The sequence below is a fragment of the Propionibacterium acidifaciens genome (genome assembly GCF_003798325.1).
In the GTDB taxonomy this organism is placed as follows: domain Bacteria; phylum Actinomycetota; class Actinomycetes; order Propionibacteriales; family Propionibacteriaceae; genus Propionibacterium; species Propionibacterium acidifaciens.
Genome location: NZ_CP033719.1, coordinates 664,467 through 680,941 on the forward strand (window position 1 = coordinate 664,467; position 16,475 = coordinate 680,941).

Annotated in this window: 5 protein-coding genes; all 5 read right to left on the reverse strand. The window is 66.9% G+C overall.

What is annotated here, in order from left to right; all coding sequences use genetic code 11:
* Window positions 1-56: 56 nt before the first annotated feature.
* The 5 genes from EGX94_RS02950 to EGX94_RS02970 are packed head-to-tail and all read right to left on the reverse strand — an operon-like array spanning window position 57 to window position 16,466.
* Complete coding sequence (locus EGX94_RS02950; protein ID WP_021797257.1) at window positions 57-872, reverse strand: thioesterase II family protein; 816 nt, start codon at window positions 870-872, stop codon at window positions 57-59.
* Entirely contained in the window at window positions 872-8,647 is a 7,776-nt protein-coding gene (locus tag EGX94_RS02955; protein ID WP_021797281.1) for a non-ribosomal peptide synthetase, read from the reverse strand. The genes EGX94_RS02950 and EGX94_RS02955 overlap by 1 nt, the downstream gene beginning before the upstream one ends.
* 12 nt (window positions 8,648-8,659) lie before the next feature.
* Window positions 8,660-10,300, reverse strand: a complete 1,641-nt coding sequence (locus EGX94_RS02960; RefSeq protein ID WP_196807747.1) for an AMP-binding protein — start codon at window positions 10,298-10,300, stop codon at window positions 8,660-8,662.
* Window positions 10,297-10,905 carry a VOC family protein gene (locus EGX94_RS02965; RefSeq protein ID WP_021797253.1) on the reverse strand — a complete coding sequence of 203 codons (609 nt, stop codon included), beginning with the start codon at window positions 10,903-10,905 and terminating at the stop codon, window positions 10,297-10,299. The genes EGX94_RS02960 and EGX94_RS02965 overlap by 4 nt, the downstream gene beginning before the upstream one ends.
* 5 nt (window positions 10,906-10,910) lie before the next feature.
* The gene (locus EGX94_RS02970) at window positions 10,911-16,466 is read right to left on the reverse strand and encodes a non-ribosomal peptide synthetase (RefSeq protein ID WP_021797263.1); all 5,556 of its coding nucleotides are present in this window, start codon (window positions 16,464-16,466) and stop codon (window positions 10,911-10,913) included.
* Window positions 16,467-16,475 lie beyond the last annotated feature (9 nt).

Below are 16,475 nucleotides of genomic sequence, written 5' to 3' on the forward strand. Positions count from 1 at the left end.
GATCGTCATAAAATCGGTGATCTGCAGTCTTTCGAAGGCCCGGCCTCGCATGGTCCTCATCGCTCATCCTTCTCCTCCACATCTCCTGGGTGATTCGACTGTCGGTGGCGCTGCCGTGCCGACGTTCGCGGGTTCGCGCACATCTCCTCCTCAAGCTCCCGGTAGTAGGCCGTTCCCGGCTGGTGGGGGAAAAAATGGTCCCCCTCGAAGCTCCGCAACTCGAACTGCGCACTCGTCATGGCCTGCCATCCGACCACGAGTTCAGCAGGCGTCTCGGTGTCCTCACACCCGACATGGGCATGAATCGGGCAGCTGAGTATCTCCCCCCGGTGGACCAAGGTCTCGTCTATGCGGTAGTCGGCAATGATCTGTGGCAGTAACCAGTCCAGCAGTTCACGGTCGGCGAGCAGCTCGGCGGGGGTACCGCCGAGCCTGACGAGTTCAGAGATCAGCGCCTCCTCGCCCTGAGAGCTGTGGAAATGGCTGACGGGGCTGCGCAGGGGCTCGTGGCGGCCAGCCACGACCATGAGCCGCGGCACCATCCCATACTCAGACTCGAGGAGCGCCGCCGTTTTGAATCCCAGCATCGCGCCCATCGAATGACCGTAGACGCAGTACTCTTGGTCGTTGATCATCTCGGCCATGGCCCCGGCGAGCGAGCCCACCAGCTGCTCCCCGTCAGTCGCGGGTTTCTCACTGATCCGTGTCGCCTTGCCGGGCAGTTCGACCGGCACGACCATGAGCCGTTCCTGGTACTTGGTCCATGGCCGGAAGACCGCGGCGGAACCGCCGGCATGGTGGAAGCAGAACATCATGCGGAGCCGGGACGCGCCTGTGTCCTCGACGAAGGGGAATTCCGTCAGTCGCTCCATCAGATCTCCCCCTCCTCGACATCAGCCCCCACGCTGGCCTCGATGTGATCGGAAAGCTGACGCACCGTCGGGAGAGCAAAGACATCCCGGATGGAAATCTCCACCGAGATCTCCTTGCGGATCGCGTTGACCAAGTGGACCGCGGCGAGCGAGTCGCCGCCGAGCCGGAAGAAGTCGTCGTCGATACCGGGTTCGTCGCTGTCCAGCAGCCTCGACCACATCGCGACGAGTCGAGCGTCCCGTTCATTACGTGGACCCGTCGGAGCCATGAAAGACTCCTGGGACTGCGCTTCAAGGCTGTCCCTGTCAACCTTGCCGTTCCAGGTACGTGGGAGCTCGGCGAGTGGAACGATCCGTCGGGGCCGCATGTACTGCGGCAGTGTCTGGGCCAGTCGTCCTTCCACAAGCCCAAGGACATCCTCAGACTCGACCACAACGTACAGTTCAATATTGCCGGTGCGTTCGGACGCACGCGTCGTCGATGCAGTGCGCTCGGAAACACCGGCCCTAGTGACGACGGCGACGCACTCCCGCAATCCGGGTACCGTCAAAGCGGCCGACTCGATTTCCCCGAGCTCAATGCGGTAGCCGCCGACCTTGACCTGGCCGTCACGTCGTCCGAGGAAGACGATCTGCCCGTCGCGCCCGTACATGGCCTGGTCGCCGGTGCGGTAGAGCCTCTCGCCCGTCCTCGGGTGCCGGAGGAAGGACTGCCCGGTCCGCACCGGGTCCTTCCAGTAGCCCAGCGCGAGCCCACGGCCGGCGATGTACAGATCGCCCGGCACGAGCTCGGGACGGTCCTCCAGCGCGTCGTCCAGGACGTACATCCGCTGGTTCGCCAGCGGCTTGCCGTAGGGGATGCTCGGCCGTTGTGCGTCGGCGACACTGATCGGATGCCAGTTGGACCAGATCGAGGCCTCGGTCGCGCCGCCCAGGCCGTATGCACGGCAGTCCCGGAAACTGTCCGCGATGCGCAGCGCCACGTCGACCGGAATCCAATCTCCGCTCAGCAGCACCGCCCGCAGATGCTCGTCCACGAGTCCCCGGTCGGCCAGGTGTCCGGCGTACATCGAGAACAGCGAGGGCACCGAGTTCCACAGGCTGACCTGGTGACTGCACGTCAGCTCCCACCAGTGCGCAGGATCACGCAGACCCTGCAGAGAGGGCATGACGATCGCGCCGCCGCAGGCGAGCATGCCGAAGACATCGTAGACGGACAGATCGAAATTCAGTTCGGACAGAGCGAGGACACGGTCTTGCGGGCCCGCCCCGAGTCTCGCGTTGACGTCCCGGATGGTGTTGACCACCGCCCGATGGGCGATCGCGACCCCCTTGGGCACACCGGTCGTCCCGGAGGTGTAGATCACATAGGCCAATCCGTCGGCTGCGGGTCCGCTCCCGATGGGCGCCGCAGGGGAACTGACAGGAGAGAACCCGCCCATCACGTCGGCAAGTTCGATCACGGCGCGGCCACGCCCGATAGGCTCGGGCAACCCCTGACGGTCCTTTACCAGGACGATGCCGACCCCCGCGTCGGTGAGGATCCTACTGTTGCGCGCCACCGGGTGGGTGGGGTCCAGGGGGAGATAGGCGCAGCCTGCCTTGAAGACGCCGAGGACCGCGCTGATCTGATGGGTGGACTTCGGCAGCAGGATCGCGACGAGGGAGCCGGGCTCGGGGGACTCGGCCGCGATGAGCCGGGCCCAGCGCTCCGATTCCTCGTCGAGTTCTGTGTAGGACAGTTCGCGCTCGGAGTCAATGACCGCTGTGCGCCCACCGTGGTCCCGCAGGCCCTCGTCGAAGAGCCCGAGCAGCGTCTGCGTGCCGTCACCCGGCCCGGAGTCCTCGCTGAGGACGCCGGTGCGGTTGAGCGCCGCGATCCCGTCACGGTTGAGGCTTGGGCAGACTGTGACTGTCTCCTGCCCCCAGGAGAGCGGCTGCGCTGCGAATCCCTTGGCGAGGGACTCCACCGCCTGCACCAGCGAGCGGAAAATCCCGTCCACCATCTGCTCGGGGAAGAGGGCCTCGACGGCGTCGAGGTTCAGCACCAGCCCCCCGTCGTCCTCGTAGACCTGCAGGTCCATCCACACCTGGGGCGTCTGGGAGAGCCCGTAGTCGATGACGCCGAGATAGGGGCTGGTGGACGCATCGCGTTCGACCACCCCTAGGCCGCAGGTGAAAACCACCGGCATGGTGATCTGCGATCGGCGCTGCCGGTTGAGCATGCGTTCGACGCTCACCCCGCTGACATGGCTGTGGGCCAAATTGCGCCACATCCGCCGTTGCAGGGCTCTGGCCCGCCGGCTGAAGGAGGCGCCGCTGCGAGTGTCGACGCTCAGGATCGACAGGCTCGTGAAATCGCCGACGATCGCGTCGACCTCCGGCGCGAAGGGAGTGCGCTCGAACTGTGTCAAATTGATGCTGAGCCCCGGCTCCTCACTGTATCGGGCCAGCGTCTCCGCGTAAACCTCGGCGAGGAAGGCGGCCTCGGTGAGGCCCTCCTGACGGAGGCCCTCCTTCACGGCCTGCCAGGCGGCGGGCTCCACGAGGGCGCTGTGTCGGACGAAGGCCGACGAAGAGTCCCCATCGGGCTGCGAGACCGGCAGCTGCGGCGCCGGGTGGATGCGGTCCAGGCGGTCCTCCCAGTAGTCGAGGTCCTGCTGGTAGGCCTCGCTAGCCCGGAGCCGTTCCATCGCCTCCACATAGTCCTTGAAGGAGTACGCGGGAGTCCGCCCGGCGTACGAAGCGGGCCCAGCCTCGTAGAACTCTTTCCACTCGCGGAAGACGTGGAACATACTCCAGCCATCGATGAAGACGTTGTCGAAACTCAGGAAAAGCCGTCCCTCACCCTCGCCGGTGCCCGCGTAGCGCACGTCGAAGCACGGCCACTGCGTCGGGTCGAAGCGCTGACGCGACATCTCTTGCCGGATTCGTTCGACGCGCTGGGTGCCCGGTAGACCCTGCCCTTGGACATGGGCGATCCTGTAGCGCGGCACCTGCGGCAGGAATCTTTGGCTCAGACCGTCCTCGCAGACGACGGCGCGGAGCATCGGGTGACGTTCGACGAGAGCGTTGAAGGAGTCCTCCAGGCGCGCCAAGTCGAGCCTTGCGGTGGCCATTTCGAAATAGCAGTGGCTCGACACCTCACCAAGCTCCACGGCTCCCGAGGCGCCGATCAGATAGGACTGCTGCACCTCTGTGAGGGGGAAGGGTGCGTACTGGTCCTCGGCGTGCACGATCGCCGGCAGTTCGTCACCGCCTCCCGTCCGCGCCGCGAGCGAGTCGATCCGGGCAGCCATGTCCTTCAGCACGGGCGAGTCGAAGACGATGTCCAGCCCGAAGTCGACATCGAAGCGCTCCTCGATCCGCTTCCTGAGTCTGGTCGCCACCAGCGAGTCCCCGCCCAGCCGGAAGTAATCGCTGTCCGTCCCGGCATCCACGTCCAACAGCTCTTCCCAGATGCCGATCAGAGCTTCCTCGGTGGCGCTCAGCTCGACCTCGCTCTTGGCCGCCGTAGGCTCGTCCTGAAAACTCTCGGGCGTGAGGAGCCCCACAAGTGCCCTCTGGTCCACCTTCCCGTTCGCGGTTAGGGGGAACTCGCCGAGGCGCATGATCCGCTTGGGGAGCATGTACTCGGGGAGTCTGGCCGATAGCACGCGGACGGCCTCCTCGTATTCCTGGGGCGGCACAGGCACCGGTTCGGCTCCGCCGGCCCTGACCGCCAGGAAGAGCATCAGGGACTCGGTCAGCCCGATGCTCGACAACAGGCGGAAGTCGGCGCCCTCGAGCGCCTCTCGCCAGGCCTGCGCGTCGAGCAGCATCTCTCCACTGCCCTGGCGGGCATCGCTGTACTGCACGCTGAGGAAGGCGATGCTCACCTCGGCCAGGGGCGTCGAGGAGATCGGCTCGACAAGCAGCAGCAGGCCCTGCTCGGCGAGCAGGGCGTGGATCCGTCGCAGGCTCGCGTCGACGTCGGTGCTTTGGTGGACGCTCTGATTGCAGATCGCCAGGTCGAAGCGCTCGGCGGCCGACACCGGGGCCGGCTTCCCGACAGTTGTGAACAGCATCCGCCCGAAGGAGCCGGGCTCGGACTCGTCCATCCGGTCGAGATAATAGGGCGAGTAGTCAGCCATGGTATAGGAGGACGAGCCGCTCGCCTGGGCGTACTCGCGAGACTCACGGAGGCGTCTGGCGCCCAGTTCAAACACCCGCATCCCCGCCTCGTCCGCCTGCCCGAGCGCGCGCACGATTTCCCTGATGGCAGCGTGCGTCAGACGCCCCACGGCCCTGCCGGACAGGAATTCCTCGACGGACACGACCTCGGGCCTCTGGACAAACTCGGCCAGTGACTCGGCTTGCGCCGCCTCGACGAAGGCCCTGCCGAAGGGCCTCACGAAGCGATCGAGCTCGGCGCGTTCGGCCTCACTGGGCAGGACCGCGGTCACGGCGTCCTGGTCGGCGAGCCAGTGCGCCCAGCTGCGTTTCAGGGCGACGAGACGGTCGTCGGCGGAGAGCCTCCGGCAGATGAGCTGGGCGGTCCATCGGCGCATGGTCTCCATGGCGTAGCCGCACTGCACGGCTTCGTCGTGCGCGAGCGCGGCGCGCAACTCCTGGTCGGCTAGCACGGGTGCCAGGACGGCGTCGACATCGATACGGCCGACGTCCTCAGCCTCCGTCTCGAGCGCTCCCCCACTCTCCGGGCCGTCCGGGGCCAGAGGCTGCTCGGGTTGGACAAAGACGACCAGCGAGCTCGAGGCCGAGCCCCGCACGGGGACGCACACGGCCCGTGTCACGGGCAACAGGGCCTCGCAGGCGGCCTCGACCTCCCCCAGCTCGATCCGGTGCCCGCGCAGCTTGATCTGATTGTCGGAGCGGCCGAGGAATTCGATGGTCCCATCCTGCCAGAAGCAGCCCAGATCACCGGTACGGTACCAGCGGCTTCCCTCTGCGTCCACGAACTTCTTCGCAGTGAGCTCCGGGTCGTCGACATAGCCGGTGGCGACGCCGAGCCCACCGATCCACAGCTCCCCCGCCACGTGGTCCGGGCAGTCCCGTCCCTCGGCGTCGACCACTCGATAGGCCTGGTGCTCCAAGGCGCGCCCGTAGGGGATCGAGACCCAGTCCTCGGGGACGGCGCCGGTCAGTTCGATGGCGTTCGACCAGATGGCGGCCTCAGTCGCCCCTCCCATGGCGAGAATGTGCCCGTCGGGCATGAGCTCGGCCATCCGGCTCGGCAGCCCCACGTCGATCCAGTCGCCGGACAGCAGCACGTGACGCAAGCTCGCAAGCCTTTCCGGCGCGCCGGCGGCGCTCGTCAAAAGCATCTCGAACAGAGTGGGGACCGAGTTCCACACGGTGATCCGGCAGGACTCCACCAGGTCCAGCCAGACGACGGCGTCGCGGCGCGCCTCGTCGGCGATGGTCACCAGGCAACCGCCCGCCGCGAGGACGCCGAAGGCGTCGTAGACCGACAGATCGAAGTCGAAGGCCGAGACACCCAGCACCCGGTCATAGGGCCTGATGCCGAGACGGCGGTTCACCACCTCGATCGTGTTCCAGGCGGCTCCGTGGCTGATCTCGACCCCTTTCGGGACACCGGTGGTCCCGGAGGTGTAGATGACATAGGCGGGGTCCTGCGGTCGTGGCCTGGGCAGGGACAGCTCCCCGCTGCCGCGGCGGGCCTCTTCGAAGCCGATGACGCGCACACCGTTCTCGTACCACCGTTCCCAGGGCTCCTGATCGCTCAGCAGGAAGCCGATCCGCGGGGAGGAGAGGATGGCCGCGAGCCGCTCCGGCGGCTGCTGAGGATTCACCGGGACATAGGCGGCTCCGGTGAGCATCACCCCGAAGGCGGCGATGACCTGCTCGGGGCCTCTGTCCATCATGACCGCACAGAGCCCACCGCGCCGCAACCCGACAGCCGCCAGTGAGCCAGCAACGGCCCGCGCGCGTTCGACGAACTCGCGGTGGTTCAGTGTGCGCCCGTCGTGGGCGCGCAGGGCGGGACGGTCAGGGAATCTGCTAGCCGCTGCGAGCAGTTGGTGGACCAGAGTGGTCTCGGGCAGGGCCCAGTTCGTCAGCTCGGCGCGTTCGGCGCGCCTGGCGAGCACTCCTCGAGGCTCGACGGGCCCAGCGGATCCCAGCTGCGAGGCGATCGCCTGCTCGGTCTCGCGCACGAGACAGTCGACGATCTCGTCGAGCAGGCCCTCGGGGAAAATCTGCTCGACGGCGTCGCAGATAAGGGTGAAGCCGTCAATAGTGTTGAAGACCTGCAGATCGATCCAGACCTGCGGGGTCTGCGAGATCATATAGCCGATCTCGCCGAAGGTCTCCACGAACTCCTCGTTCACCAGCGGCTCACCGAGATTGCAGGAAAAGACGACGGGCGCGAGGAACTGCTCGCCGCGTCGGGCACGCAGATCGCGCAGGACCCGGACCGCCGAGTAGCCACAGTGGACGACGTCCTCGTAGAAGGACTCCTGGATGGCGCGCAGGTCCTCGACGAAGGACCGTCGGCTGCTCAGGTCGACGTCGGTGAGGGTGAGGGTGGTGAAGTCCGCCACGACGTCCTCGATGGCGGGATCGCTGTCACGGTTGAACAGCGGAACGCTCATGAGGAAGCGCTTCTCCTCGCTCCACTGCCCGATCGTGCGCGCATAGGCAGTCAGGAGCACCATCGCCGGTGTCGTGCCGTGCCGCTCGCAGGCCGTGCGCAGGGCCCTCCAGCTGCTCCGGTCGAAGCTGTGACAGCGGCGCACGAAACGCGGAGCCGCGGCAGGTTTCCCGCCCCGGCGCAGGGGCAGCCGCGGGCCTGAGGAGAGTTCGTCGATGCGCGCGAGCCAGTACTGCCTGTCCCGCTCGACGTCCTCGGCGCCCTCACGCGCCCTGGTCTCCAGATAGTCCGCGAAACTCCACTCTGGGTCGGTCCGGGGCGCCTCGCCCGTCGCGTAGTGGTGCGCGAGATCGCGCAAGATGATTTGGAAGCTCTGCACATCGCAGACCAACAGGTCGATGTCGAAATGCAGGAGTGCCCTGTTCTCATCGAGCAGGCTCAGCTGCAGGCAGCACACCTGCCCCTCGTCGATGGCCAGGAGCCGGTGGGACAACGCCTCGCGCATCTCCAGCAGCGCCGCCTGCTGCTCATCGGCGCCCAGGCCGGTCAGATCATGGATGGCCACGGAGGCGTCAGCCGGTTCGGCGCGCACGTACTGTCTGCCGTCGTCGGTGTAGCAGGCCCTCAGCATGGGATGGGCGCGCAGCAGCGTCTCCCAGGAAGCCTCCAGCCGGGCCGGGTCCAGCCAGCCGGTCTCGACCTCCACATAGCCGTGACAGCCGACACCGCCCATGTACTGCCCCTGCCTGCGGCCGATCCAATAGGCGTACTGCACGTCCGTCAGGTCGAAGGGCTCGGCATCACTGCGCGCCCCCGCGGCCTCGGGCGGCTCCGCGCCCTGACCGATCCCGGCATCGGCAGGGTCTTGGGGCCCCGACTGCGCGAACGCCATGGCCATCCCTTCAGCCGAGCCGTCGGCAGGCTCGCCCGGGGAGGCCTCGACGAGCAGCTGCACCCATTCGGCGAGCGTGGGACGGCGCATGAACGAGCCGAAGGAGACGCGGTAGCCCTGCTTGATCCATCCGGCAAGCAACCTCATGGTCGGCAGGGACTCCAGCCCCAGTGTGAGCAGATTGTCCGTGCCAGCGATCTCGGTCTCGGCGCCAAGAATCGCCGAGACCGACGCCGCGAGCCTCTCGCGGATCTCGTCCTTGGTGAGCACCTCTGTCCTTCCTCAGTCTGTCCGCTCGGTCCGCTGCTGGGTCATCGCGCGGAGCGCTTCCTTGTCGACCTTGCCGATGTTGGTCCGGGGGATCGCATCGACGACGATGACCTCGTCGGGCACTTTGTAGCGAGCAATACCCTGCTCCTCGAAGTCCTTCATGACCCTCCGCCGGTCGAGGGGCCCGTCGGTGACGATGACCGCCACCGTCCGCTCCCCCAGCTCCTCATCGGGTGCGCCGAAGACCGCAGCCTCGCGGACGCCACCGATCAGCCCCAGGAAGTGCTCGATCTCGTGCGGGGAGACGTTCTCCCCCAGCCGGTTGATCTGCTCAACGACGCGGCCGCAGACGACGAGATTGCCGTCGGCATCCAGATAGCCACGGTCGCCGGTCCGCAGGAAACCATCGGCGGTGAAGCAGTCGTCATCGGCGTGGGCGCCGTGATAGCCAAGGAAGGTGTAGGGGCCCTTCTCGATGATCTCGCCGACGACGCCGGCGGGCAGCTGTCTGCCCTGCGGGTCGACGATCCGCAGGACGTCACCGTCCGAGATCGGCGTCCCCTGGGTGCCGAGGGCCACCAGCTCCGGATCGTCCAGGCGGGTGAACGTGGTGATTCCCTCGCCCAGCCCGTATCCCTGCTGGATCAGCGCACCTGTCCTGGCCATGAGCGAACGCCCCAGCTCCGCGTCGAGCCTGGCTGCCCCGATGAGGATCTGCCGGAGACTGGACAGCTGGGCTGGGTACCACTCCAGGGCCTCGTTCCACAGCTGGGCGACGGCTGGCACGATCGCAGTCACTGTCACCCGGTTGGCCTCGATCGCGGCGAAGGCCTCGTCGAAGGCGGCGCTGGCGCACATCACTGCGGTCCCGCCGCACAGCAGCGTCCCCAGGACGCCCGGCTGCGCCAGAGGGAAGTCGTGGGAGCTCGAGAGCACCGCAAGGTAGACGCTGTCGGGACCGATGCCGCAGCGCAGAGCGGCCGCCCTCGCATTGCAGGCATAGGCCTCGTGCACCCGCGGGATGATCTTGGGTTCGCTCGTCGTGCCCCCGGAGAGCAGATTCAGGGCCGCGTCCCGGTGTCCAGGCCCGGCCACCGGCAGCGGCGGGGGCTCGGGATCGGCCGTCCCAGGCAGCGGGGGCAGTCGGTGGCACGGCGCGGGTCCGGCGTACTCAGGGCCAGCGTCGGCGTAGAGGAGACGGATGTCCAGCTCCTGCGGATCGGCTTCCTCGACCATCGCGACGCAGTCGAATCCGAGCTGGTCCCGCCCCCCGATGTAGGCGACGGGACGAAGCTGCCGGGCCAGCCGGACCAGTTCGCTATGACGGTGTGAGGGCAGCATGAGCGTCGGGACGGCGCCGATCCTCATGAGCGCGAACAGGCTCACCAGATAGGCGGCGCTGTTCGGCAGCTGCACGAGCACCTGGTCTCCTCCCGACAGCCCCGCCTCAAGGAATGCCCGGGCCCAGTGCGCGATCGTCAGGTCCAGCTGCCGATAGCTCAGCTCTGCGTCTGGGGCGACGACGGCGCGGCGCTCGCTGTGGCGCAGGCAGACCTCGTGCAGTTCCTCGCACAGGCTCCTCCTGCGCAGATGACCGCTCGCCTCATAGGCGTCAAGGATCTCCTGTGCCCTCATCCGCGCCCCGGCACTCATGCGAAACTCACCTCGATGGTGCCGTCCCCGATGCTGCACCTGAGTCGTTCCTCGGCCTGCGCGCCCAGGCAGATTCCCACGGCTGTCTCGCTTCCGGCGTAGCGGATCTCCTCGATCCGCGTGAAACCATTGGGATGGGCTGATGCGCGGTGCGTGTCCACCGCGAACGGGGTGACGAACATCGGCACACTCCAATCGTCCGGCACCAGACAGCGGCAGGAGAGCCGACGCCCGTGCGGGTCCTTCCTGGCGACCGGCGAGATCACCGTTGACCGGTCGTGCACGGCGCACAGATGTTCCAGGGCCGTGAACTTCTCGCGTTCGACCTCGAAGACGATCCGGCTGTAGCCCTGCGGGGCCTGCGCCAAGCGGTCATAGTCCTCGACCATGCGCCGGTGCCCTGTGAGCGCGAGAGCACCGCGCACCACGGCAGGCATGTGGATCCCCGCGATGATCTCCACATAGGGGCCGGTGGAGAAGTAGATCAGCGCATTGTGCGGGTCCTTGGCCTTGCCGTACTCGACCTCGAAACCCTCGGCGCGGAACTCGGCCACGGCCTGTTCCAGATCGTCCGCCTTGTAGATGACATGTCCGATCCTGGCCATGCTTGTCAATCCCCCTGGTCCTGCTCGAAGTGGGTCAGGATCGAGCGATAGTTCTCCTCGGTCAGGCAGTCGGAGTGCGAACCACTGATGATCCCGGTCCGCAGCTGCCCCAGGACGGTGCTGGGCCAGTCGACGTCGCCGCCGAGCGAGGGATAGAAGCCATCGACTCCGCGCTCGGGCTGCAGAGCGAGCACCGTGCCCAAGTAGACATCCGGCCGGTATCCGATCGTCCCGCGCAGGGAGTGCCGGAAGACGTCGTAGAGGATCTCGAGCATGGCTCGGGCGCTGCCTGCATCGTTCTCGTAGCCCTTGACCGTCTCGTAGATCCGCCGGCGTCGATGCTTCGGCGACATGCGCGAGCAGGCAGAGAAATAGGAGCCGAGCGAGGCGTAGCGGCCGTCGAGGGCGCACAGCTCCTCGTCCGTGATGTCCCTGTTCTGGCCACCGAGGATGTGTTCGAGGCCCTCACGGAGCAACTCGATGCTGAAATCAGCGCCGAGAGCCCGTGGGTCGGCCTCGACGACGCACCCGTAGGCGAACTCGCACAGCATCTCGTTGGCGATGCGGTGCGGGCACAGATGGGTGCTCACCGCGACCACCCTGCAGACCCGGCGCCCCAGCTCGGTGAGGATCTTCGCCGTCTCCAACGCGAAGAAGCCTCCGATGCAGTAGCCGACCAGCTCGTAGCTGTCCATGTCCAGTTCCAGCAGGTCCTGTGCGTAGAGGCGCGCCCGTTCGGCGATGAGAGCATCAGTGGGACTGGCCAGGTACTCGTCGGCGTCACCGGAGGTGAAACCGACGTGGGCCGTTGCGGGGCTGCGCTCCATGAGCGCCGGAACCAGGAGATCGTAGTCCTTGATGCGCCCGGTACCGGCGTGGAAGAAGGCCCGGCACGAGCCCTGGTCCTCCCCGAGCCCGTAGACGTGCAGGCGCTGTGCACCAGCAGCAGCCGCAGAAGACGACGAGACGGCAGGGCCGCTCGGAGCCACCCGCGCTCCATCTGTGGCGACCACGGTATCGGCGGTCGTCTGGGGGTCGGAGACCTCAACCGCCCCACCACCGAGGGCCTCGGCGATCCCGGCGACCGTGGGCTTCTTGAGCATCTCACGCATGATGAGATCCCAGCTCTGGTCCTTCAGCGCGTCGATCTCCTGGCGCATCCTTGTGACGGCCTTGGCCATGAGCAGCGAGTCGCCACCGGCTGCGTAGAAGTCCTCGTCGCGGCCGATCCGCTCGTTCTCAAGGACATCGCGCCACAGGGCCGCGATCCGCTCCTCCAACCCCCCCTGGGGCGCGGCGAGCGGCTGCTCCTCGGATTCCTGACGGGACGTGAACGAGCTCAGGAGAGCCTTCCTATCGATCTTCCCGTTCGCACTCAACGGCATCGCGTCCATCACGGTGAGGGATGCGGGCACCATGTAGCCGGGAAGCATCTCGCGCAGAAAGCCCGTCAGCTCCTCCTCGTCGATCCTGCGCGCACCAGGCTCGGTGAGGACGAACAGGCGCTGGCCGCACTCGCGCAGCGGGTCGAACCGGCCGGGGTACTCGGCGATCCTGCGCAGTCCCGCCCTGGTGAAGACTCCCTCCCACTGCTCCTCGTCGAGGAAGACCCGATGGCCGTCGGCGCGCACATCGGTGAACTCGACCAGGCTCATCTTGATCGATATCGAGATGAGCGCGGCGTAAAGCTCGGTGACCGGTTCGATCATGACGATCACGCCGTCGGGCCGCCGCAGCTGGTTCAGCCGGGCGAAGGTCTGGTCGATGTTCACCGCATTGTGCAGGACGTTCGCACAGACGATCACGTCGTAGGCGCCCAGCTCGACGTCCTGCCCGGCACACTCGGCGTTGATGTCGAAGAGCCCGTAGCTCATGAAGCCGTAGTCGCGATAGCTCTCCCTCGCATTGCGCAGGAAGAAGGTGGACAAATCGGTGAACCGGTACTCCGCGATGTTCTCGGGGAGCTTAGGCAGGATGTACGTGGTGCTGGCGCCCACGCCCGCCCCGATCTCCAGGACACGGATCGGGCGGTCCCCGCGTGACTCGACGACTCTCGCCACCGCCTCCGCGACGGCCGCATTGGTGGCCTCGCTGATCCTGTTCTCCGCGTAGATGGCGTGGGCGTTGTCGGTCCTGCCGCCGGGGAAGAACAGCTCAAGAGGATTCACCTCGCCACGGATCTGGCGCAGCAGTGTGCCCGCCGCGTAATGCTGGTACTCGAACAGAGCGGAGCTGTTGAGCACCCGGGCCTCCATGGCCGCGAAGTGGTCCCAACGTTCGGCCATGCGGTAGTGCTCGAGGCTCTCGGACGTGAGGGTGAAGCCCCCCTCGTCGGCCTGCAGGACGCCCTCGGCCGTGAGCATGCCGAGCCAGCGACCCACCAGCTCCCGGTACTCGGGATCGGGCCTGAGCCTGGCGACGATCTGCTCCTGGGAATGAACCGCCCCTGGCTCGGTGAAAAGCCCAGCCTCGACGAAGGCCGCCAGCAGAGCGGCCAGGGCGGCCTCGTTGCCGGCCTTCGTCCATGCCGCATAGCATGCGGCGTCGGGACCGCCGGCGTCACCCGAGGACCAGCGCTCACGCAGCGCCGCGCCCAGCGCCTCGGGTGTGTCCGCCCGCTCTTCATCTGCCGCAGAAGAGCCCTGCTGCTGGGCGGGCGTCACGAAGGCCCTCAGCTTCTTACGGCCGTCTGTCTCTTCCACGACTACGACGGCACGGCCGATGTCCTGGTGCTCTTCAAGGACGGCCTCGATCTCACCGATCTCGACCCGGTAGCCGTTGATCTTGACTTGGGTGTCCGCCCGGCCGTGGAAGTCGATCACCCCGTCCGGGCGGTAGCTGCCGATGTCGCCGGTGTCGTAGAGACGGCAGCCCTGCTTGGCCGAGAAGAAGAATTTGCGTTCCGTGGTCTCGGGATCGTTGAAGTAGCCGCTCGCAAGGCTCTCGCCGCTGATGTGGATCCTACCCCTGACCCCGTCGGGGCACTCGTTCATGAATGCGTCGAGTACGTACATGCCCTGACGGGACAGGGCGCTGCCGTAGGGGATGTTCTCCTCGCCGGTGTGGCCGTTCATCCGATGGTGGATCGACCAGATCCCTCCCTCCGTGGCCCCGCCGAGGCTCACGAGTTCGGCGCGGGGGAAGTGCGAAGCGGCCTGGGCGGGCAGGGTGCGGGCAATGAGATCACCCGAGAGCAGGACGAGCCCAAGAATCTCATCGGGTGCCAGGCCAGCAGCCACGCGCTCGGCCAGGAGCATCTGGAACAGGGCGGGCACCGAGTTCCAGGTGTCCACCCGCCAAGTGCGCATCAGTTCGATCCAGCTGCTCGGGTCCTTCGCCTCGGACTCAAGGGGCAGGACGAGGCGTCCCCCGCTCGCGAAGGTCCCGAAGACGTCGTAGACGGACAGATCGAAGGACAGCTTGGACAGGCCGAGCACCGTCCGCGGAGTTGCTCCCGCGAGGCGCTGGTTGACGTCCTCGATCGTGTTCATGGCGGCGGTGTGTGTCATTACGACGCCCTTGGGCGTTCCCGTACTGCCGGAGGTGAAGATGATGTAGGCCGTGTCCTCCGCCGGACCGGCCACCGGAACCGTCCCGTCCCAGGACAGTGGGCCCAATGCGTCGACGTCGACGACGGCCAGCTGCCCGTCCGTCGCGCGATAGTTCGCATCGGCGATGATCGCCCGGGGGCGGCACAGCGAGATCATCCGGCGCTGGCGCGCCGACGGCTGGTCGTGGTCGACGGGGACATAGGCCGCTCCTCTGGAGACGACGGCGAGAACCGCCGCCACCTGCCAGACGCCCTTACCCAGGACGATCGCGACCCGGTCCCCTCTGCCAACCCCGGACAGCTGCGCGTCCACGGCTTGGACGTGGCCGGCGAGCTCGCTATAGCTGAAGCTCTCGCCGCCGCACACCAGTGCGCACGCCTCGGGCTGGCTCTGGGCCCTTCCCCAGAAACCAGTCTGGAGTGTCCGGGGCGCCAGCGGCGCGTCTCTCCGGTGGATCCGCTCACGCACCTGCTGCTGCCGCTCGCCCAGCTGCACGATGTCCTCGGCATGCCAGGGCTCCTCCTCGGCGCCGAGCAGCCGCTCGAGCGCCTCGGTGAAGGCCTCCCACATAGCCTCGAGGACCGCGGGCGCGAGGATGCCCTCGCGGACGTCCCAGTTGATGTTGCAACCGCCGGCCTCCTCGAAGGCCTGGCAGTCGATCCAGACCTGCGGTGTGCGACTGACGCCATGGACGAGTTCAAGGGCTCGTCCTTCCCTGCGTCGCAGACCGGCACCCAGTGCCCCGGTGAAGACGATCGGCACGACGGCACTTCCGCCTCTGGCCCGGCCGAGCTCGCGCAGTACGTCGAGGCCGCCGAACGCCGAGTGAGAAAGCTCGTCGACGAGCTGCTCCTGGGTCTTGCACACCCGCTCGAGGAAGCTACCGGTCTCCCGGCGGCTGGCGTGAACGCTCACCTCGGTGAAGTCCCCTATGATGCGCTCGACGCCCGGGAGCTCATCACCGCGGTTCATCGAGGTGATGTTCACGCAGAACTCCGGCTGGGAAGACCAGCGCCGGATGACATCGATGTAGGCGGTCAGCAGCACATTCGACGGTGTCACGCCGAAGGCAGCGGCCCGTTCCACCAGCAAGGCCCACTCGGCAGGGCCGCACCGCCAGCTATGACGGGTGAAGCGGACCGTCTCCCCCTCGCATCTCTGCGGGGCGGTGAGAATCGGCAATGAGGGCCTCTCCGGCATGGACCCGATACGCCCGAGCCAGTACTCCTTCGCGCTCTCGTACTCGGCGCGCCCGGCCGGGGTCTCCTCGCGGATAGCCCGCGCAACCAGGACGTCCCTGAAGGTAGCCCGAGGCAGGGGCTCCAGCGGCTTGCCCTCGTAGAGGTCCATCAGTTCCTCGACCATGACCGAGACGCTGATGAAATCGGCGATGATCATGTCGATCGAGAACTGCAAGATGCTGCACTCTTCGAACTGGAGGATCCGGAAGCAGTGAAGGGGCCAAGCTCCCAGCGGATAGCTCCGCTCTTCCATCTCGCGACGGTGACGCAAATGCTCCTCGTCAGGCGACTGCGGATCATGGCCACGCAGATCGATTTCCTCCAGCCGCGGCATCCTCTCGACGGGCAGTTCCTCAGGAGGGACAACCCGCAGCGAGTCCGGGGGCAGCACGAATGCCGAGAGCATGTCGTGGCGGCGGATCAGTTCGTGCCAAGCCCTCTCCAGCCTCTCGCGCTCCACTGGCTGTGTGCGCAACTCCGCATAGCTGTGGCAGCCGGTCCCACCGAGTTCGTAGCCGGCGTGCTGGCCGGTGGCGTAGGCCCGCTGAATGTCCGTCATCCCGAAGGGCATGAAGCGCGCGACGCTATCATGCTCGATAGCTTTCTCGGCCCTCAGGTACTCAAGGATCTCGGCCTTGTGACTCCTCAGGCTCGCCAGGTCTGCTGGGCCCAGCGCGCCCTTGGGTGACCGGTAGCCCAGTCTGTCCCCGTTGGCCCACAGGACGATGCCCCGCTGCTGGAATTCTTCAACCAGTATTGCGATGTTCACTGGAAGCTC

Coding starts and splice junctions, on each gene's coding strand:
- EGX94_RS02950 (WP_021797257.1), bottom strand. CDS start 872: ATGGAGCGACTGACGGAATTCCCCTTCGTCGAGGACACAGGCGCGTCC.
- EGX94_RS02960 (WP_196807747.1), bottom strand. CDS start 10,300: ATGAGTGCCGGGGCGCGGATGAGGGCACAGGAGATCCTTGACGCCTAT.
- EGX94_RS02965 (WP_021797253.1), bottom strand. CDS start 10,905: ATGGCCAGGATCGGACATGTCATCTACAAGGCGGACGATCTGGAACAG.